Here is a 19,656-nt window from a genome sequence, read left to right as displayed (position 1 = left end):
CTAAGGCAGGGGGGAATATCCTGATCATGGGGCAATCAGACCAGCTTTTTCACCAGCTCCTCGCTGTGACGAATATGGCTGGAGGCGCGTTCCGGATCGTTCTGCACCAGCGCCATAAACAGCAGATCGGTCAGCGCCAGCTGGGCGCTGGTGGAGGAGATGGCCGCGCTGCGCGTGCTCTGCTCCTCGGCGACGGTGTACAGGCAGACCGTCGCGCACTGCTGCAGCGAATTCGGGGTAAAGCCGGTGAACGCCAGCACATCGGCGCCAATGGCTGCGGCTTCCTGTGCCGCGAGGTTGATCTCGCGACGTTCGCCGGTGTAGGAGATTGCCAGCAGCACATCGCCGGGTGCCATCGCCTGAACGCTGGCCAGCAGCGCGTGCATGTCCTGCTCGGCGACGGCGTTGATGCCAATCTTCATCAGCTTCCACGAAAAATCTTTCGCCACCAGCCCGGAAGCGCCAATGCCGACCAGCAGAATGCGGTTGGCGTTTTTCAGCAGCTGCAGCGTTTCCGTGAGTTTCTCTTCGCTGTTGATATCCAGCGTGGCGCGAATCGCCGAAATTTTTTCCGTCAGCAGCTTTTCGCCGACAACTTTAAGCGGATCGTCACTCAGAATGTGGTTGTGCACGGTGATGGCATCGCGGTCGGCCAGCGACTCACTCAGCGCCAGCTTCAGCGCCGGAAAGCCTTTGTAACCCAGTTTCTGGGCGAACTTCACCACGCTCGACTGGCTGACGCCTGACTCTTCCGCCAGTTTTTGTGAACTCAGATGCCGTGCCCGATCAGGCTGCGACAGCAAAAAATCCGCCAGCCGACGCTCGTTCAGCGCCAGGCGTGGGTAGAGCTGGCGAATTCGCAGCAATGAACTCATGTCCGATCCTTAATCCATAGTCCCGCACACAGCTTAGCCGCTCGCGGAAGGAAATGTCTGGCCAGGAATGTCAGATGACATCGCGCCGACGCAGAGAATAAACTATTCAAATGGCATTGTAGCCACTGGAATTAAAAATGACAGCTTTCGCCCCGGCGCGCGATGCTGGCTACACTGTAGAGCAGGTATCGCCGCGTTTAGAAAAAGGAGTCGGGTTTGACAAAGGGTTCGCATCGCCGCGTGGTATTTTTTGACCTGGACGGCACGCTGCATCAGCAGGACATGTTTGGCACATTTATGCGTTATCTGTTGCGCCGCCAGCCGCTCAATCTGGTGCTGGTGGTGCCGCTGCTGCCGGTCATCGGCATGGGTATGCTGATAAAGGGCCGCGCCGCGCGCTGGCCGATGAGCCTGCTGTTGTGGGCTATCACCTTTGGCCATCGTGAGGCCACGCTGCGCCAGCGTGAGGCCGAATTTGCCCGCTGGTTTCGCGAGCGCGTTACCGCGTTTCCGGTGGTGCAGCAGCGGCTGACTGACTACCTCAGTAGCGAAGACGCCGATGTCTGGCTGATTACCGGCTCGCCGCAGTCGCTGGTGGAGCAGGTCTATTTTGATTCCGCGTTTCTGCCGCGCGTGAAGCTGATCGCCAGCCAGATGAAGCCGGGCCGTGGTGGCCGGGTATTAGCCATGCGCTGTCTCGGCCATGAAAAAGTGGCGCAGCTCGAGGAAAAAATCGGTACGCCGCTACAGCTGTACAGCGGCTACAGCGACAGCAAGCAGGATAACCCGCTGCTGTTTTTCTGCCAGCATCGCTGGCGCGTGACGCCGCGCGGTGAACTGCAACAGCTGGAGTGAATCGCAGCTGGATTCCGTCTATAATGCGCCGCCTTGTTAATCCGCAGGAGTTGCCCGTTGAACCCACAAACTGATGAATACTGGATGCGCCACGCGCTTGAACTGGCGCGGCGTGCGTGGGAGCAGGGCGAAGTGCCGGTCGGTGCGGTGCTGGTGCAGGGTGACCGAGTGATTGGCGAGGGCTGGAACCGGCCGATTAGTCAGTGCGATCCCACCGCGCATGCCGAGATTATGGCGCTGCGTCAGGGCGGAAAAGTGATTGATAATTACCGGCTGCTCGACACCACCTTATACGTGACGCTGGAGCCGTGCGTGATGTGTGCAGGTGCCATGGTGCACAGCCGGATTACCCGTCTGGTCTATGGCGCGAAGGATGAGAAAACCGGTGCCGCCGGTTCGCTGCTGGATGTGATCGGCCATCCGGGCATGAATCATCAGATAGAGATTGCGCATGGCGTGCTGGCCGAAGAGTGCGCCACGCTGCTGAGCGACTTCTTCCGTATGCGCCGGGAACAGAAGCGCGCGCAGCGGCAGGCGCTGCGCGCCGATTAGTTCATCGCAATCTTCGGTTCGACGGCCGGATAACCGGCACCGAGTTCCGCTTCAAGTGCCGACTGCTGTGCCAGCCGTTTCTCCTGCTCCTGCAGATAGCCTACCAGGCTGATCTGATACTTACGGATGTTCTCAACGTAGTTATAAGCTTCGTGGCCGCGCGCATAGCCGTAAGTGGTCTGCGCGTAATAGCGCTTCTGGCTCAGCATCGGCAGGCGCAGCTTAACGTCGGCCCAGCTGTCCGGATTGCCACCCTGTTTGAGGGTCAGCCGGCGTGCATCCAGCATATGTGCGTAGCCCATGTTATAGGCCGCCAGCGCAAACCAGATGCGTTCATCTTCCGGAATGGTCTCCGGCACTTTTTCCATCATGCGCCGCAGGTATTCGCTTCCGCCGCGAATGCTCTGTTCCGGATCGAGACGATCGTTCACGTCGAGGCTGTCAGCGGTATTGCGCGTCAGCATCATCATGCCGCGCACGCCGGTGGGCGAGGTCGCCTGCGGATTCCAGTGCGACTCCTGATAGGAAATCGCCGCCAGCAGTCGCCAGTCGATACTGGACGCGTACTTCTCAAACAGCGGCTTGATATCCGGCAGCGTGTTATCAATCGCCCGCAGGAAGGTGCGGGTATCGACATAATCAAAGGTGCCGACGTGGCCGAGATACTTCTCTTCCAGCCGCGCCATAGTGCCTTCTTCCCCCATCTGACTGTAGAAGTCGAGCATGGCGGCGTTCAGGCTATCGTCATCGTTACGCGGCAGATACCAGGTCACCGGCTCTTCATCGGTAATATCAAACGCCACCGCCAGCTGTGGATGGATACGCTGCAGCAGGCCGATGGTCACCGAATCTCCCACGGTATAGTCGAGCTTGCCGTCGGCAACCGCTTCCAGCAGCGCTTTCTGGCCCATATCGGTGGAAATGGCCCAGTCGAGATCGGGATAGCTGTCCGCTTTGGCGGAACGTAACGTTGACAGATAGGCTGAACCGGACTGCACAATCAGCCGGCCTTTCAGATCACCAAGGTTTTTGGGCCGCGGCTTGTCGATGCGATACACCAGCTGCTGCGACACGGAATAGTAGCTCGGGCCACTCTGATAACGGCTGAGGCGCTCGCTGTTGTAGATCAGCCCGGCGGCCAGCAGGTCGGCTTTGCCGTCGTCGAGATCGTCAAACAGGTCGCCGAGGTTGGGCCGCACCGTGACTTCCAGCTTCACGCCAAGATAATCGGCGAAGCGCTTCGCCAGCTCGTAGTCCATACCGGCTGGTGCATTATTGATGGTGTAGTAAGTCAGCGGCGAGTTGACGGTACTGATGCGCAACACTCCCCGCGATTTGATCTGTGATAACGCGTCTTTTCCGCCCCCGTACCAGGGGATGGACGGCCACAGCGCCAGCGCAAGCAGCACGGTGATCAGACCGATAAACAGATAATTTAATTTCAGGCGTTTCAAATAGTTGTCTCGTAATGGCTCACAGGCCTCTGTCTTTTAAAGGCAGTATTTATGTTGTTTTGCACTCCCAGAGCGTGGGGCATTTTGCGCAACAAAGCGTAACAGGGCAACTTATATAGCAAGATTTGCGCAAAATTCAGGCAAATCCTGAGGCTCAGTTTTTCTGCGCAAACGGTTTCGTAACCCGTGCCATTTCTCTATAATACCGCCCGTTTTCCCTGTTGCGCCCCATGAAGCGTCGCCCGGCGCTTCGAAGACGAGAGATCTTTAATGATGGAAATTCTGCGTGGTTCGCCCGCTCTGTCGGCATTTCGTGTAAACAAACTGCTGACCCGCTTTCAGGACGCTCATCTGCCGGTGAGTGATATTTACGCCGAGTACGTCCATTTCGCCGATGTCAGCGCACCGCTCAGCGCGGAACAGCAAGCCCGCCTGCAGCGTCTGCTGAAATACGGTCCTTCTCTCGCCGAACATGCGCCACAAGGGCGTCTGTTGCTGGTGACGCCGCGTCCCGGCACCATTTCTCCCTGGTCATCGAAAGCCACCGATATCGCCCACAACTGCGACCTGCCACAGGTATTGCGCCTGGAGCGCGGTCTGGCCTTCTATGTACAGGCACCGCAGCTGACTGACGCGCAGTGGCAGCAGCTGGCCAGCCTGCTGCACGACCGCATGATGGAAACCGTGTTCACGGAGCTCAGCGCGGCAGAACAGCTGTTCGCGCATCATGAGCCGCAGCCGCTGAAAAGCGTAGACGTGCTGGGCGGAGGGCGCGAGGCGCTGGAACAGGCTAACCGCACGCTCGGCCTGGCGCTGGCCGATGACGAAATTGATTACCTGCTCGATGCCTTCACCAGACTGGGCCGCAATCCGAACGACATCGAGCTCTATATGTTCGCTCAGGCAAACTCCGAGCACTGTCGTCACAAGATTTTTAACGCCGACTGGATTATCGACGGCGAAAAACAGCCAAAGTCGCTGTTTAAAATGATTAAAAACACTTTTGAGCAGCATCCGGAACACGTCCTGTCGGCGTATAAAGACAATGCCGCGGTGATGGAAGGCTCCGAGGTCGGGCGTTTCTACGCGGATGCGCAGCAGGGCGAATACGAGTTCCATCAGGAAGCCGCGCATATCCTGATGAAGGTGGAAACCCACAACCACCCGACGGCCATTTCGCCATGGCCAGGTGCCGCCACCGGTTCCGGCGGGGAAATCCGTGACGAAGGCGCCACCGGACGCGGCGCGAAGCCGAAAGCGGGTCTGGTCGGCTTCTCGGTTTCCAACCTGCGTATTCCCGGCTTTGAACAGCCGTGGGAAGAGGATTTCGGCAAGCCGGATCGCATTGTTACCGCGCTGGATATCATGACCGAAGGCCCGTTAGGCGGCGCCGCGTTTAACAACGAATTTGGTCGCCCGGCGCTGAACGGCTATTTCCGTACTTATGAAGAGCAGGTCAACAGCCACAACGGCGTTGAGCTGCGCGGCTATCACAAGCCGATCATGCTGGCCGGCGGCATTGGTAACATCCGCGCCGATCACGTGCAGAAGGGTGAGATCGTGGTTGGCGCGAAGCTGATCGTGCTGGGCGGTCCGGCGATGAATATCGGCCTTGGCGGCGGTGCGGCGTCTTCTATGGCGTCCGGCCAGTCGGATGCCGATCTCGACTTCGCCTCGGTGCAGCGTGACAACCCGGAGATGGAGCGTCGCTGTCAGGAAGTGATTGACCGCTGCTGGCAGCTGGGCGAAGCCAACCCGATTCTGTTTATTCACGACGTCGGTGCCGGTGGCCTGTCTAACGCCATGCCGGAGCTGGTGAGCGACGGTGGCCGCGGTGGCAACTTCAACCTGCGCGACATCCTCAGCGATGAACCAGGCATGAGCCCGCTGGAAGTGTGGTGTAACGAGTCGCAGGAGCGTTATGTGCTGGCGGTTGCGCCGGACAAACTGGCGCTGTTCGATGAGCTGTGCCAGCGCGAACGTGCGCCGTACGCGGTGATTGGTGAAGCGACCGAAGAGCAGCACCTGAACCTTGCCGACAGCCACTTCGATAACAAACCGATCGACATGCCGCTCGACGTGCTGCTGGGTAAAACGCCAAAAATGACGCGCGACGTGGCCAGCCAGCAGGCTAAAGGTGACGCGCTGGTGCGGGACGGCATTACCATTGCCGATGCGGTAAACCGTGTGCTGCACCTGCCAACCGTGGCGGAGAAAACCTTCCTGGTGACCATCGGTGACCGCAGCGTAACCGGCATGGTGGCGCGCGATCAGTTGGTCGGGCCGTGGCAGATCCCGGTGGCGAACTGCGCCGTGACCACTGCCAGCCTTGACAGCTACCACGGTGAAGCGTTTGCCATGGGCGAACGTGCGCCGGTAGCGCTGCTTGATTTCGCTGCGTCCGGCCGTCTGGCGGTGGGCGAAGCGCTGACCAACCTGGCCGCGACCGCGATCGGTTCACTGAAGCGCGTGAAGCTGTCGGCAAACTGGATGGCTGCGGCCGGTCACCCGGGCGAAGACGCAGGCCTGTACGCTGCGGTGAAAGCGGTGGGCGAAGAGCTGTGCCCGGCGCTGGGGATCACCATTCCGGTGGGTAAAGACTCCATGTCGATGAAAACCCGCTGGCAGCAGGGCACTGAACAGCGCGAAATGACCTCGCCGCTGTCGCTGGTCATTACGGCTTTTGCACGCGTTGAAGATGTGCGTCGCACCGTGACGCCACAGCTGCAGCCGGAAGGCGACAACCTGCTGCTGCTGGTGGATCTCGGCAACGGCGCCAACACCCTCGGCGCCACGGCGCTGTCGCAGGTGTATCGCCAGCTGGGCGACAAACCGGCCGACGTGCGCGATGCCGCGCAGCTGGCTGGCTTCTTCAATGCAATTCAGACGCTGGTCAGCGAGCAGAAACTGCTGGCTTACCACGACCGCTCGGATGGCGGTCTGCTGGTCACGCTGGCTGAAATGGCCTTCACCGGCCACTGCGGTGTTGAGGCGGATATCGCCGCGCTGGGCAGCGATGCGCTGGCAGCACTGTTTACGGAAGAGCTGGGCGCCGTACTGCAGATTAACGCTGCCGACCGCGCGGCCGTGGAAAAAGTGTTTGCCGATCACGGTCTGAGCAGCAATGTTCACGTCATCGGTAAAGCGCTGCCGGGTGACCGTTTTGTTATCCGCTCCGGCGACAGCGCGGTGTACAGCGAAAGCCGTACCACCCTGCGTACCTGGTGGGCTGAAACCACCTGGCAGATGCAGCGCCTGCGCGATAACCCGGCCTGTGCCGATCAGGAACATGAAGCGAAGAAAGACGATAACGATCCTGGCCTGAACGTGCAGCTGACCTTCCGTCCGGAAGAGGATGTGGCGGCACCGATGATCGCCACCGGCGCGCGTCCGCGCGTTGCCGTGCTGCGCGAGCAGGGCGTAAACTCGCACGTTGAGATGGCCGCTGCCTTCCACCGCGCAGGCTTTACCGCGGTTGACGTGCACATGAGCGATCTGCTGGCGGGCCGTCGTGGTCTGGAGGAATTCCACGCACTGGTCGCCTGTGGCGGCTTCTCCTACGGCGACGTGCTGGGTGCGGGCGAAGGCTGGGCGAAATCGATTCTGTTCAACAGCCGCGTGCGTGACGAGTTTGAAAACTTCTTCCATCGTCCGCAGACGCTGGCGCTGGGCGTGTGTAACGGCTGCCAGATGATGTCGAATCTGCGTGAACTGATTCCGGGCAGCGAGCTGTGGCCACGCTTTGTGCGTAACCAGTCCGAGCGCTTTGAAGCACGCTTCAGCCTGGTGGAAGTGGCCGCCAGCCCGTCACTGCTGCTGGACGGCATGGTCGGTTCACGCATGCCGATTGCCGTCTCGCACGGTGAAGGTTTTGTTGAAGTACGTGACGGTGCGCATCTGGCTGAGCTGGAAGCGAAAGGGCTGGTGGCGCTGCGCTTCGTCGATAACTTCGGTAAAGTCACCGAGACCTATCCGGCGAACCCGAACGGCTCACCGAACGGCATCACCGCCGTGACTAACGAAAGCGGGCGCGTCACCATTATGATGCCGCATCCGGAGCGCGTGTTCCGTACCGTCAGCAATTCGTGGCATCCGGCGGAGTGGGGCGAAGACAGCCCGTGGATGCGCATTTTCCGCAACGCGCGCAAGCAGCTGGGTTAAACCTGCATCCTGTCTCTTACCGGTGCCCATTCACGGGCACTGTGAAAAGGCCGCTCAACGCGGCCTTTTTTATTTTTTGCCGCGTGGGCACCGCTGTCGATCCGCTGTGATTCCCTGACATCTGTGGCATGTCGGAAAATGACGACAATCCCATGACTGAATTGTCGCTAAAAGGTGACATTTAAATCCTTGTTTTTTATAGGCGCAAAGTTAGCGCGTTAAAGCCGTTGCTAATCGGCGACACTTTTTCCAGACCAGCCGGTCCGAAAGCGTCGTTAATTCCCTCTCTGAGCTGGCAGTATGCTGATTAACAAGGCTATTTATTTTCTGGCACGATAGTTGCTATACTCATTACGTTGCTCATTCTCCTGTCTATGATTGCCCCGCACTGCGGTTGAGCTCATAAAATATCGAATGACGCACCAAACGGAGCCTGCCGTCCACCCAACCGATAATCGCTTGCTTTGCAACGTTATCAGGCACCGGACGCAACGTTGAGTTAGGCTCCACCTATTTTGCAGGCGATGCTGCGGCGTCGCTCTCACGGCAGGCCAAAAGGCCTGCCGTTTTCGTTTTCAGCCTTTCTAACCTTGCCGGACTTCGCTAGCATGCCTGCAACTCACCTCAAAGGAAGCGCGGTTGTGAAGAGATGGCGTCTGTTTCCCCGATCCCTGCGGCAACTGGTTCTAATGGCCTTTCTGCTGGTGCTGCTGCCGCTGCTGGTGCTGGCATGGCAGGCGTGGGAAAGCCTTTCAGCATTGAGTAATCAGGCGGCGGACACCAACCGCAACACCTTCACCGACGTGCGTCGCAGCGAGGCGATGGCGCGCACGGCGCTGGAGCTGGAGCGTAGCTATCGCCAGTATTGTGTGCTGGGCGATGCCAGTCTGGCACGCCTGTATCAAACGCAGTGGAGCCGCTACGGCCAGATGCTCAGCAGCCATGCCGCCAGCCTGCCCGATTTGCCCACGTTCAAAATATTGCAGAGCGCGCTGCCGCAGCTGGAAAAGCTGCAGTGTGATAACGGCAATCTGCTGGCACCGGCGGCGAGCGCGCTGGAGGCATTCTCCGCCGCCAACACCCGCATGGTACAGGCCACGCGTGAAGTGGTGTTTTCACGCGGCCTGCAGCTGCAGCGCGAAATTGCCGATCGCGGCCAGTTTTTTGGCTGGCAGGCGCTGATACTGTTTTTAATCAGTCTGGTGCTGGTACTGCTGTTCACCGGCATGATTATCGGCCCGGTTAAGCGCGTCGAACGCATGATTAACCGGCTGGGCGAGGGGAAAACGCTGGGCAATAGCGTCAGTTTCCGCGGGCCACGCGAAATTCGCTCGCTGGGACAGCGCATTGTCTGGCTCAGCGAACGTCTTAGCTGGCTGGAGGCACAGCGGCATGAGTTTCTGCGCCACCTGTCGCACGAACTCAAAACACCGCTGGCCAGCCTGCGCGAAGGCACCGAACTGCTGGCCGACCAGGTTGCCGGCCCGCTCAATGCGGAGCAGCAGGAAGTTGTCGCCATTCTCGATACCAGCAGCCGTCATCTGCAGCGGCTGATTGAACAGCTGCTCGACTACAATCGCCGGCTGGCGGAGAGTCCGCTGCGGCTGGAACCGGTGGCTATCGACGCTATCATTGATAGCGTCGTCAGGGTGCACTCACTGCCCGCCAGCGCGCGCCAGATGCAAACGCATATCGATCTGCAGGCCCGCTATTGTCTGGCGGAACCGACGCTGTTGCAGCGGGTGATTGATAACCTCTACTCGAACGCCGTGAACTACGGTAGCGAATCCGGTAACATCTGGCTGCAGAGCCAGCAGAAGGGCAACCAGGTGTGGATTGAGGTGGCCAACACCGGCACGCCGATTCCGGCTGAAGAGCAGGCGATGATCTTTGAGCCATTTTATCAGGGGAGCCAGCAGCGCAAAGGGCCGGTAAAAGGCAGCGGGCTGGGATTAAGCATCGCCAAAGATTGCCTGCGCAGGATGCAGGGTGATTTGCAGTTGGTCACGCGCACGGACGCGGACGTCTGTTTTCGTATCATTTTGACTACCAGCGCCGGGAATGCCTGATTAATGAAACTCACATCCAGCCGATTTCTCGTCGGCGCACTGATCGTCATCGGCCTGAGCGCCTGTCAGGCGCCTCCCCAGAGCAGTACGCCGCGCGGTGCGGTGAACCTGCCGGAGCCGGACGTGCGCCTGGCGGATTATCTGGCCACCGATTGCCAGAATGTCTGGCAGATTGAAGCACCGGCGGCCATGAGCAATCCACTTTACTGGCAGCGCGCTATCGACTGCGGTGAGCGGCTGTCGGCGGCCGAAGCGCGGGCGGAAGCGCGGCGCTGGCCGGTACAGAACTGGGCGCGCGCCTTTAAGCAGGGCATCCTGCTGGCGAACGGCAACGTGACGCCGGTGGAGCGCCGTCAGTACGTTGATACGCTCGACAGCTACAGCGCGGATTATCCGGCGGCGGTGCGTCCGCTGCTGCAGCTGTGGCGCAGTAACCAGGCCGCGCAGCTGGAGCTGAGCGAGGCGCGCGGCCGCTACGCCGCGCTGCAGCAAAGCAATGACGCCGAACTGGATCGCCTGCGTCAGCAGCAAACGCAACTGCGGCAAACGCTGGACGATACCCAGCGTAAACTGCAGCGACTGACTGACATCGAGCGTCAGCTGTCATCGCGCAAAGCGCCGGACAGCGGCGACAGCACACACGGTGCCAGCGATGCCCAAAGCGAGGAGCAGTAACCATGAAACAGGCCGCACGCTTACTGCTGGTGGATGACGATCCGGGCTTACTCAAGCTGCTCGGTATGCGTCTCAGCAGTGAAGGTTATCAGGTAGCGACCGCGGCCAGCGGGCCGGAAGCCCTGCGTCATCTGCAGAAAGAGAAAGTCGATTTGGTGATCAGCGATCTGCGCATGGATGAAATGGATGGCCTGGCGCTGTTTGCTGAAATCCAGAAGCGCCATACCGGACTGCCGGTCATCATCCTGACCGCGCACGGCTCGATTCCGGACGCGGTAGCCGCCACGCAGCAGGGCGTGTTCAGCTTTCTGACCAAACCGGTCGACCGCGATGCGCTATACAAAGCGATTGACGAAGCACTGGCGCAGCGCGCGCCGGTCAGCGATGACGGCTGGCGCGAAGCGATCGTCACGCGAAATCCGCTGATGCTGCGGCTGCTGGAGCAGGCGCACATGGTGGCGCAATCTGACGTCAGTATATTGATCAACGGCCAGAGCGGCACCGGTAAAGAGGTGCTGGCGCAGGCGATTCATGCTGCCAGTCCGCGCGCTGGCAAACCTTTCATTGCCATCAACTGCGGCGCGCTGCCGGAACAGCTGCTGGAGTCTGAGCTGTTTGGCCACGCCAAAGGCGCCTTCACCGGTGCCGTAAGTGCGCGCGAAGGGCTGTTTCAGGCGGCGGAAGGCGGCACGCTGTTTCTCGATGAGATTGGCGACATGCCGCAGGCGTTGCAGGTGAAGCTTCTCCGCGTGCTGCAGGAGCGCAAAGTGCGCCCGCTGGGCAGCAACCGCGATCTCGACATCAACGTGCGCATCATCTCTGCCACGCACCGCGATCTGCCGAAGGCGATGGAGAAGAAAAGCTTCCGCGAAGATCTCTACTATCGTCTCAACGTGGTGAATCTCAGGATCCCGGCACTGCACGAACGCGCCGAAGACATCCCGCTGCTGGCCAACCATCTGCTGCGCCAGTCGGCCGATCGCCACAAACCGTTTGTGCGCAGCTTCTCGGTCGATGCGATGAAACGGCTGGTGAGTGCCAGCTGGCCGGGAAATGTGCGCCAGCTGGTTAACGTGATTGAGCAGTGCGTGGCGCTTACTACGTCGCCGGTAATTGGTGACGCGCTGGTAGAGCAGGCGCTGGCTGGCGAGAACACGGCGCTACCGACCTTTGTCGAAGCACGCAACCAGTTTGAGCTTAACTATCTGCGCAAACTGCTGCAGATGACCAAAGGTAATGTGACGCATGCGGCGCGTCTGGCTGGACGCAACCGTACCGAGTTTTATAAGCTGCTGTCGCGCCACGAACTGGACGCCAGCGAATTTAAAGAGTAGCTTGCTGCGGCAGCGTCAGGAACACTTATACTCATAGTTACCCGTCCATCATGGAGGGAGCGAAAAAAGGATCTGTGATGAAAAAGATCGATGCAATTATCAAACCATTCAAACTCGATGATGTGCGTGAAGCCTTAGCGGAAGTGGGCATCACCGGGATGACGGTCAGCGAAGTGAAAGGCTTCGGACGTCAGAAAGGCCACACCGAGCTGTATCGCGGTGCCGAATACATGGTCGATTTTCTGCCAAAAGTGAAAATCGAGATGGTGGTGGGCGATGATATCGTCGATACCTGCGTAGAAACCATCATGAAAACCGCGCAGACCGGTAAAATCGGCGACGGCAAAATCTTTGTCTTTGACGTGGCGCGCGTCGTGCGTATTCGTACCGGCGAGGAAGACGAAGAGGCCATCTGAGCCCTTCGCTCCTCACCAGACACAAAGCCTGCCGCGTGCAGGCTTTTTCATTTACAGCACCTTGTGCGGACCGAACACCTCGTAGTGAATGCGGTCGGCGCTGATGCCGGCGTCGGTCAGCTGGCGCGCGACAAACTGCATGAATGCCAGCGGGCCGCAAATCCAGAACTCACCCTCGGACTGGGTCAGGGCGGTTGAGACGGTGGCTAAATCCATCAGACCCTGCGCGTCGTAACGTCCCGCGTCGTCAGCTTGCGGCTGGCGATACCAGACGTGGCGGCTAAAGCGCGGTAGTTGCGCACCCAGCGCCGCGACTTCATCAGCAAACGCGTGCTGGGCGCCGTTTTCGGCGGCGTGCAGCCAGCATACCGCGGCCGGATGCTGCTGCTCCGCCAGGCTGGCCAGCATGGCTAACAGCGGCGTTTGCCCGACGCCTGCTGAGATCAGCGTCACCGGCGTCTGCGCTGCTGCCTGCAGGAAGAAATCCCCGGCCGGCGCGGCGCACTGCACGATATCGCCAACCTTCGCATGCTGATGCAGCCAGCCGGAGACGCTGCCCTGCGCTTCGTGCTTCACCGCAATGCGATAGGCTTTGCTATCCGGCAGATGCGTCAGCGAATACTGGCGGTGCTGAATGTAGTCGCTGTCCGCCGGGCGCAGACTGAGGGTCAGATACTGACCGGGCAGGAAGTCCGCCACCGGCTCTCCATCATTCGGCACCAGCTCAATACTCTTGATCACCGAGCTCTGCGCGGTAATCGCACGGATACGGAAATCGCGCGCGCCGCGCCAGCCGCCGACCTTTTCTTCTGACGCACGGTAAATCGATGCTTCACGCTGGATAAACACCTCAGCCAGCACGCCATAGGCTTTGCCCCACGCCGCCAGTACCTCATCGCCTGGATTGAGCAGCTCTTTAATCGTCGCCAGCAGGTTTTCCCCGACAATCGCGTACTGCGCCGGCTGAATATTCAGGCTGGCATGCTTCTGCGCAATTTTCTCCACCGCCGGCAGCAGCACCGCAAGATTTTCCAGGTTGCTGCCGTACGCGCAGATGGCGTTAAACAGCGCTTCACGCTGATTGCCGCTGCGCTGGTTGTTCATGTTAAACACGTTCTTCAGCTCGGGATGCTGCGTCAGCATCCGCTGATAAAAGTGACCGGTCAGCTGCGGGCCGAGTTGAGCAATCGCGGGCAGGGTAGATTTCACGGTGGCGATGGTTTGCGCGTCAAGCATGGGCTGATCCTCAGGGTAATTTTAAACATGTATTTTAAATGAATGTTATGCCTGTTGCCGCGCACTGTAAATCCCCGGTTTTGTCCGGGGTGACGAGTGACAATCTGCTGGCGGGCGCGCAAAGCTGAAAAATTTTCCCGCTGCTGATGAACAAATATCCGGTTTTCTTCCCCGGCTAAAAAGCGTAAAAATCCCGTGCCAGCGCCTTGCCAATCGTTTGCGTAAAAAGAGGGGATTGGCGCTACCGTCCCCTGGCAAAACCGTTTACACTGTTGGCCTTCGCCCCTTAGCCGGGGCTTAAACTGCCGTTAAAAAGTTGCTGAGTCAGGAGATGCGGATGTTAAAGCGTGATATGAACATTGCCGATTATGATGCCGAGTTGTGGCAGGCTATGGAGCAGGAGAAGGTGCGTCAGGAAGAGCACATTGAACTGATTGCTTCGGAAAACTACACCAGCCCACGCGTTATGCAGGCGCAAGGTTCACAGCTCACCAACAAATATGCCGAAGGCTATCCGGGCAAACGCTACTACGGCGGATGTGAATATGTGGATATCGTTGAGCAGCTGGCGATCGATCGCGCCAAAGCGCTGTTCGGCGCGGATTACGCTAACGTGCAGCCGCACTCCGGCTCCCAGGCTAACTTCGCGGTGTACACCGCGCTGCTGCAGCCGGGCGACACCATTCTGGGCATGAACCTGGCACACGGTGGTCACCTGACCCACGGTTCGCCGGTCAACCTGTCCGGTAAGCTGTACAACGTTATCCCTTACGGCATCGATGAAACCGGCAAAATCAATTACGAAGAGCTGGCCGAACTGGCGCAGACTCATAAGCCAAAAATGATCGTGGGCGGCTTCTCTGCTTACTCTGGCGTGTGCGACTGGGCAAAAATGCGTGAAATCGCCGACAGCATCGGCGCCTGGCTATTTGTTGATATGGCCCACGTTGCCGGTCTGATCGCTGCTGATGTGTACCCGAACCCGGTACCGCACGCGCACATCGTAACCTCGACCACGCACAAAACGCTGGCCGGCCCGCGCGGTGGCCTGATCCTGGCGAAAAACGGCGACGAAGAGCTGTACAAGAAACTGAACTCCGCGGTGTTCCCGGGTGGTCAGGGCGGCCCGCTGATGCACGTTATCGCCGGTAAAGCCGTCGCGTTCAAAGAAGCCATGGAGCCGGAGTTCAAGGCTTATCAGCAGCAGGTCGCGAAGAACGCCAAAGCGATGGTGGAAGTGCTGCTGGAGCGCGGTTACAACATCGTCTCAGGCGGTACTTACAATCACCTGTTCCTGATCGATCTGGTGAGCAAAGGTCTGACCGGTAAAGAGGCGGATGCCGCTCTGGGCCGCGCTAACATCACCGTGAACAAAAACAGCGTACCTAACGATCCGAAGAGCCCGTTTGTGACCTCGGGTGTGCGTATCGGTACGCCAGCAGTGACCCGTCGCGGCTTCAAAGAAGCGGAAGTGCGCGAACTGGCGGGCTGGATCGCTGACGTTCTCGACAACATCAACGACGAAGCCACTATCGAGCGCACCAAACAGAAAGTGCTGGATATCTGTGCCCGTCTGCCGGTTTATGCCTGATAAGCGCTGAACCGCAGTGAGAAGAAGGATGGCGCAAGCCATCCTTTTTTTATTCCCTTTCGCAGGCGGCTTTGAGAAAGTAACGGCCATTCCGCGCACGGCGGAGCGTCAACAGGAGGAAACATGACCATCGGATCGGCCAGGTGGCTGGGACTGAGCTACTTTACCTACTTTTTCTGCTATGGCATCTATCTGCCGTTCTGGAGCGTGTGGCTGAAAGGCAACGGGCTGGATGCGGAAAAAATTGGCCTGCTGCTCGGCTGTGGCATGGTGGCGCGCTTTGCCGGCAGCCTGTTGATTGCTTCGCAGGTGAAAAATCCAGCGCAGCTGATTGTTGCGCTGCGCCTGCTGGCGCTGGTGACCTGTCTGTTCGCGCTCGGTTTCTGGCTGGGCGGTCAGTGGCTATGGCTGCTGCTGGTGATGATTGGTTTTAACCTGTTCTTCTCGCCGCTGGTGCCGCTGAGTGATGCGCTGGCGGCCACCTGGACACAGCAAATCGGGCTGGCCTATGGTCCGGTACGGCTGTGGGGCTCGCTGGCGTTTGTTATCAGCTCGGCGCTTACCGGTATGCTGGTCAGCGCCTGGTCATCGCAGGTGATTCTGCTGCTGCTGACCGCAGGCGCGCTGGCGATGCTGTCAGGCATGCTGCTGCCGCCACAAACCCGACCGCAGGGTGAGCTACGCCAGGGCGCGAGCGGTGGCTGGGCGGCATGGCGCGACCTGCTGCGCGAAAACAGCGTCTGGCGTTTCATGCTGTGCGTAACGCTGATGCAGGGCGCGCACGCCGCGTATTACAGCTTCAGTGCCATCTGGTGGCAGGAAGCGGGCTACTCCGCGTCGGTCGTGGGCTATCTGTGGTCGCTGGGCGTGGTGGCCGAAATCGTGATTTTTGCCCTGAGTAACCGGCTGTTTCGCCGCTGGAGCGCGCGCGATCTGCTACTGCTGTCCGGCGTGTGCGCGCTGGTGCGCTGGACGCTGCTGGGTGCCAGCACAGCGCTACCGCTGTTGATTGTGGCGCAGATCCTGCACTGCGGCAGCTTTACCGTCTGCCATCTGGCGGCGATGCGCTTTATTGCCGCGCGCAAAGGCGCAGAAGTGATTCGTCTGCAGTCGCTCTATTCGGCGCTGGCAATGGGCGGCGGCATCGCGGTGATGACGATGGTGTGCGGCGTGCTGTTTACCCACCTGCACGGCCAGCTGTTCTGGGTGATGGCGCTGGTGGCGCTGCCGGCGCTGTTCCTGCGGCCACGCGCAGCTTAAGACTCCAGCAGCTGACGAATGCGCTGCTGCTGGTGATCGCTCAGCGGCAGCTCAGCGTGGATCAGCGGCGGCGAATAGAGCGGCAGGGCGGTGGCGTAGGGCGTCACCACCAGCGCCACATCGCGCGGTGCGCCTTCACGCTGAAAGTGCAGCATATCCTGATAGGTAATATTTATTGGCAACAGCATCATTTCCCGCAGCTGCTGCTCCAGCAGCTGTTCCAGCGCCGCGTCAGCGCCGGTCAGTAACAGCACCTGTTTCTCCTGTAGCGCGCTCTCCTGCATCAGCCAGCCACCAAACTGCACCGCCACTAGGCTCACTTCTTCTGCGCTAAACTGCGTGCCGAAATCGCTGCTGAAGTGCTGCAGCGCGCGCGCCGTGGTGCGCAGCAGGCGCGGATAGAGACGCGCCACGTCCAGCGCCACGCTGTTATCAATGCCGATGGCAAAGTGGCTACGATCCAGCGCCTGCGCCAGGTGAGTATAGAGCTGCAGCTTAAGCTGCTGCTGATTTTTGATGCGCGTCTGCGCCAGTTGCTCAAAGCGGGCAATCAGCGCTTCCACCGCAGCCATCAGCTTGTGTGCCTGACTGTCCGCCAGCTGGCTGCCGTCTGGCGCGTGAATCAGGCTGAACAGCAGCGTCCAGAAATCGGTTTCGCTGACGTCCGGTGCCAGATGGCAACGTTTTTGCCAGTGATGGATCACGTCATCCGCTGCGCTGCGTTCAATCTTCGCCGCCAGCCAGGCGCGCTGGCGCTCGCTGAACAGCGCCGTCTGACGCTGACACAGCGCATATTTCATGAAGATTTGCAGAAACAGCCGGTCGCGAGGCGTGAAATCGCGCGCCAGCCGCAGGCTGCAATGCTGGATCAGCGCCTGCAGATTGGTTTCATCCCACAGCGCTTTCTCAATTTTCAGCACCTTCAGCCGCTGGCGCAGTGCCGGCGCAAAATGCGTGCAGACGAAATCCTGCGACAGGCGCAGCGCGCGGCGCAGCCAGTGCAGCAGGCACAGACGCCGGTCCAGTTCCGTGCCATGAATGCGAAAGCTGCCATCCACCATCTGGTGTAATTCCAGCTGGTGAAAGCGCTGTATCTCATCTCCGACATCCGCGATATCCTGTCGGGCGACAACAGGGTCCACGCCATTCAACTGGCAGAGCTTTTCAAGCGTTAACGCGGGAGCAGGCAGAAACAGCAGCAACAGCAGATGGCAACGACGCTGGGCGCGGCTGAAGAGGGGAGCAGTAGAATGCGCTGAACTCATCAATCGTGTTATCCGCAGGTCATTTTTCAGCTAAGAATAGCCAACTCCACGCGCTGACCCTGGCCTTTGTCATGACTTTTGTTCAGAGCTTCAGGGCGGGTCACAGTTTTTTCTGGCCCGGTATCCTTCTGACTTTAAAATTTGTTACTTTATAACATATGAAAATTGCGCTCGTTAGCTTTACGCTGTTGTTCAGCGGCGCCGTGTGGGCGCATCCACACAGCTTTATTGATATGCAGACCGAACTGATCGGTAAGGACGATCATCTCAGCGCGATGAAGATGGTATGGACCATGGATGAAATCACCTCCGCCGATCTGCTGTACGATGCCGGCAACGCCAAACCCGGCGAGGTGGTGTGGAAAAAGCTGGCGGCACAGGTAATGGCCAATGTGCTGGGCCAGCACTATTTTACCGAAGTGTGGCAGAATAAAAATCGGGTGAAATTTCTCAACCTGCCGCAGGAGTATCAGCTGTCGCGCAAGGGCAATAAAGCGGTGCTGGAGTTCATTGTGCCGTTCGGTGAACCGCAGTCGCTGAGTGCCAGGCAGTACCGCATCCAGACGTTCGATCCCAGTTACTTTGTTGATATGTACTACGACAATCCGCAAGCCATCACCATGGATGAGACCGTGAAAGCCCATTGCCAGTTTGACTTACACACGCCCAAACCCAATGACTCGCTAAAGCAGTACGCGCTGTCGCTGGATAAAGCCGACGCACCGCCGGAGGATATGGATCTCGGCCAGCAGTTTGCCCAGACGGTGACCCTGACATGTCGTTGATTTCACTGCCTGGCGCGTCGCGCCGCTGGTGGCCGCTGTGGCTGCTGGCGGCACTGTTGATGATCGCCGGCGCACTGCTGTGGCTGCACTGGCCGCAGATTTTGCTGCAAAGCGTGCTGTGGCAGAAAGTGTTGCACCGCGAGATGACGCAGCTGCTGCAGCAGGTGGCGCAACAGCCGCAGCAGGCCGGTGTCACGCTGATGCTGTTTAGTCTTGCCTACGGCGTGCTGCATGCGCTGGGACCGGGCCACGGCAAAGTGGTGATCAGCACCTTTCTCGCTACCCATCCGGCGCAGCTGAAAACCAGCATGAAGCTGACGCTGCTGGCGGCGCTGTTGCAGGGCACGGTGGCGATTGCTCTGGTGACGCTGATGCTGGTAGTGCTGCAAACCTCGTCGCGCCAGCTGCATCTCACCAGTTACTGGCTGGAGAAAGGTAGCTATTTGCTGGTGATGGCGCTCGGCGTCTGGGTGGGCTGGCGCGCGCTGCAGGGGTTACGCCGCGCGTTCCGTCCGGCAACCGGGCTCCAGATTCGCGCGGTACGGCCGCATCATCAGCACCATGCTGACTGCGGCTGCGGTCATGCCCACCTGCCGAGCGCGCAACAGCTGGCCGGTGCGGTGAGCGGCAAAACCCAGGCGCTAGTGGTGCTGTCCATGGGGCTGCGGCCCTGTTCCGGTGCCATCATGATGCTGTTGTTTGCCAAAGTGATTGGCGTGTATGGCTGGGGCGTGGCCTCGGCGCTGACCATGGCGCTGGGCACCGCGCTCACCGTGTCGCTGCTGGGTTTGCTGGTGCAGCGCTCGCGCGTGCTGGCGGTGCGCCTCGGCAGAGTCAGCAGCCGAGGGGCAGCGCAATGGTTGTTGCCGACCGTGATGCTGGCTGGCAGCCTGCTGTTGCTGCTGGCCGGCTTTATTTTATGGCACAGTGCGTCGCCCGGTTTTGGTGGCGGTCTGCGTCCATTTTAATTAATACGCATTAAAAAATAAGCGCAGCATGTTCCCTGAATATGCTGCGTTTTTTTCTGCCCGTTACGCAGAGTTAAATTTCTGTTGCCTGGCGATCTGGTGAAAAGAGTTTTCTCTGTCTACGCTAGATAATATCAAAAAGGACAGGGTGTGCTCTTAT

At 59.4% G+C, this 19,656-nt stretch carries 15 protein-coding genes; 11 read left to right on the top strand and 4 right to left on the bottom strand.

Annotation, left to right across the window (positions count from 1 at the left end; translation table 11 throughout):
- Positions 1 to 35 precede the first annotated feature (35 nt).
- A complete protein-coding gene (locus C1Y43_RS14860; protein WP_021506531.1) occupies positions 36 to 875 on the bottom strand; it encodes a MurR/RpiR family transcriptional regulator in 840 nt (279 codons plus the stop codon).
- Positions 876 to 1,091: 216 nt separating this feature from the next.
- Between C1Y43_RS14860 and yfhb the strand changes: the two genes are divergently transcribed.
- Both yfhb and tadA read left to right on the top strand, forming a co-directional pair.
- A complete protein-coding gene (gene yfhb, locus C1Y43_RS14855; protein WP_010618503.1) occupies positions 1,092 to 1,730 on the top strand; it encodes a phosphatidylglycerophosphatase C in 639 nt (212 codons plus the stop codon).
- Positions 1,731 to 1,787: 57 nt separating this feature from the next.
- Positions 1,788 to 2,282, top strand: coding sequence for a tRNA adenosine(34) deaminase TadA (gene tadA, locus C1Y43_RS14850; RefSeq protein ID WP_071813580.1), 495 nt, complete (start codon positions 1,788 to 1,790; stop codon positions 2,280 to 2,282).
- Here the strand turns inward: tadA and mltF are convergent.
- The gene (gene mltF, locus C1Y43_RS14845) at positions 2,279 to 3,736 is read right to left on the bottom strand and encodes a membrane-bound lytic murein transglycosylase MltF (protein ID WP_021506534.1); all 1,458 of its coding nucleotides are present in this window, start codon (positions 3,734 to 3,736) and stop codon (positions 2,279 to 2,281) included. The two genes, tadA and mltF, sit on opposite strands and share 4 nt — an antisense overlap.
- A 270-nt stretch (positions 3,737 to 4,006) precedes the next feature.
- Between mltF and purL the strand changes: the two genes are divergently transcribed.
- The 5 genes from purL to glnB all read left to right on the top strand — a co-directional run bounded on the left by purL (position 4,007) and on the right by glnB (position 12,391).
- Positions 4,007 to 7,897, top strand: coding sequence for a phosphoribosylformylglycinamidine synthase (gene purL / locus C1Y43_RS14840; protein ID WP_104188704.1), 3,891 nt, complete (start codon positions 4,007 to 4,009; stop codon positions 7,895 to 7,897).
- A gap of 641 nt (positions 7,898 to 8,538) precedes the next feature.
- Positions 8,539 to 9,966, top strand: coding sequence for a HAMP domain-containing sensor histidine kinase (locus tag C1Y43_RS14835; RefSeq protein WP_104188702.1), 1,428 nt, complete (start codon positions 8,539 to 8,541; stop codon positions 9,964 to 9,966).
- Positions 9,967 to 9,969: 3 nt separating this feature from the next.
- The gene (qseG, locus tag C1Y43_RS14830) at positions 9,970 to 10,641 is read left to right on the top strand and encodes a two-component system QseEF-associated lipoprotein QseG (protein ID WP_104188701.1); all 672 of its coding nucleotides are present in this window, start codon (positions 9,970 to 9,972) and stop codon (positions 10,639 to 10,641) included.
- Between the two features lie 2 nt (positions 10,642 to 10,643).
- On the top strand, positions 10,644 to 11,975 hold the full coding sequence (gene glrR / locus C1Y43_RS14825; RefSeq protein WP_058758284.1) for a two-component system response regulator GlrR: 1,332 nt from the start codon (positions 10,644 to 10,646) through the stop codon (positions 11,973 to 11,975).
- 77 nt (positions 11,976 to 12,052) lie between these two features.
- The gene (gene glnB, locus C1Y43_RS14820) at positions 12,053 to 12,391 is read left to right on the top strand and encodes a nitrogen regulatory protein P-II (RefSeq protein ID WP_007886217.1); all 339 of its coding nucleotides are present in this window, start codon (positions 12,053 to 12,055) and stop codon (positions 12,389 to 12,391) included.
- 51 nt (positions 12,392 to 12,442) lie between these two features.
- Here glnB and hmpA read toward each other — a convergent pair whose 3' ends face one another.
- Positions 12,443 to 13,627, bottom strand: coding sequence for an NO-inducible flavohemoprotein (gene hmpA / locus C1Y43_RS14815; RefSeq protein ID WP_104188699.1), 1,185 nt, complete (start codon positions 13,625 to 13,627; stop codon positions 12,443 to 12,445).
- A gap of 337 nt (positions 13,628 to 13,964) precedes the next feature.
- Here hmpA and glyA point away from each other — a divergent pair, with 337 nt between their 5' ends.
- Together glyA and C1Y43_RS14805 are read left to right on the top strand one after the other, a co-directional pair.
- Complete coding sequence (gene glyA, locus C1Y43_RS14810; protein ID WP_021506540.1) at positions 13,965 to 15,218, top strand: serine hydroxymethyltransferase; 1,254 nt, start codon at positions 13,965 to 13,967, stop codon at positions 15,216 to 15,218.
- Between the two features lie 123 nt (positions 15,219 to 15,341).
- Positions 15,342 to 16,478, top strand: a complete 1,137-nt coding sequence (locus tag C1Y43_RS14805; RefSeq protein ID WP_104188697.1) for a 3-phenylpropionate MFS transporter — start codon at positions 15,342 to 15,344, stop codon at positions 16,476 to 16,478.
- Here the strand turns inward: C1Y43_RS14805 and csiE are convergent.
- Complete coding sequence (csiE, locus tag C1Y43_RS14800; protein WP_058770857.1) at positions 16,475 to 17,743, bottom strand: stationary phase inducible protein CsiE; 1,269 nt, start codon at positions 17,741 to 17,743, stop codon at positions 16,475 to 16,477. The two genes, C1Y43_RS14805 and csiE, sit on opposite strands and share 4 nt — an antisense overlap.
- A 158-nt stretch (positions 17,744 to 17,901) precedes the next feature.
- Between csiE and C1Y43_RS14795 the strand changes: the two genes are divergently transcribed.
- Positions 17,902 to 18,528: a DUF1007 family protein gene (locus C1Y43_RS14795; RefSeq protein WP_104188695.1), complete on the top strand. Its 627-nt coding sequence runs from the start codon at positions 17,902 to 17,904 to the stop codon at positions 18,526 to 18,528.
- A complete protein-coding gene (locus tag C1Y43_RS14790; RefSeq protein ID WP_104188693.1) occupies positions 18,519 to 19,496 on the top strand; it encodes a nickel/cobalt transporter in 978 nt (325 codons plus the stop codon). The genes C1Y43_RS14795 and C1Y43_RS14790 overlap by 10 nt, the downstream gene beginning before the upstream one ends.
- Positions 19,497 to 19,656 lie beyond the last annotated feature (160 nt).

This window comes from Pantoea sp. ICBG 828 (assembly GCF_002928355.1).
GTDB classification, from domain to species: Bacteria; Pseudomonadota; Gammaproteobacteria; order Enterobacterales; family Enterobacteriaceae; genus Pantoea; species Pantoea dispersa.
The sequence above is the reverse complement of the archived record's forward strand: the minus strand, read 5'-3'. Positions and strand labels throughout refer to the sequence as shown.

Excerpts from the sequence above, each read along its gene's own strand:
- C1Y43_RS14860 (WP_021506531.1), bottom strand. The coding sequence starts at position 875 with ATGAGTTCATTGCTGCGAATTCGCCAGCTCTACCCACGCCTGGCGCTG.
- purL (WP_104188704.1), top strand. The coding sequence starts at position 4,007 with ATGATGGAAATTCTGCGTGGTTCGCCCGCTCTGTCGGCATTTCGTGTA.
- qseG (WP_104188701.1), top strand. The coding sequence starts at position 9,970 with ATGAAACTCACATCCAGCCGATTTCTCGTCGGCGCACTGATCGTCATC.
- glrR (WP_058758284.1), top strand. The coding sequence starts at position 10,644 with ATGAAACAGGCCGCACGCTTACTGCTGGTGGATGACGATCCGGGCTTA.
- glnB (WP_007886217.1), top strand. The coding sequence starts at position 12,053 with ATGAAAAAGATCGATGCAATTATCAAACCATTCAAACTCGATGATGTG.
- hmpA (WP_104188699.1), bottom strand. The coding sequence starts at position 13,627 with ATGCTTGACGCGCAAACCATCGCCACCGTGAAATCTACCCTGCCCGCG.
- glyA (WP_021506540.1), top strand. The coding sequence starts at position 13,965 with ATGTTAAAGCGTGATATGAACATTGCCGATTATGATGCCGAGTTGTGG.
- C1Y43_RS14805 (WP_104188697.1), top strand. The coding sequence starts at position 15,342 with ATGACCATCGGATCGGCCAGGTGGCTGGGACTGAGCTACTTTACCTAC.
- csiE (WP_058770857.1), bottom strand. The coding sequence starts at position 17,743 with ATGAGTTCAGCGCATTCTACTGCTCCCCTCTTCAGCCGCGCCCAGCGT.
- C1Y43_RS14795 (WP_104188695.1), top strand. The coding sequence starts at position 17,902 with ATGAAAATTGCGCTCGTTAGCTTTACGCTGTTGTTCAGCGGCGCCGTG.
- C1Y43_RS14790 (WP_104188693.1), top strand. The coding sequence starts at position 18,519 with ATGTCGTTGATTTCACTGCCTGGCGCGTCGCGCCGCTGGTGGCCGCTG.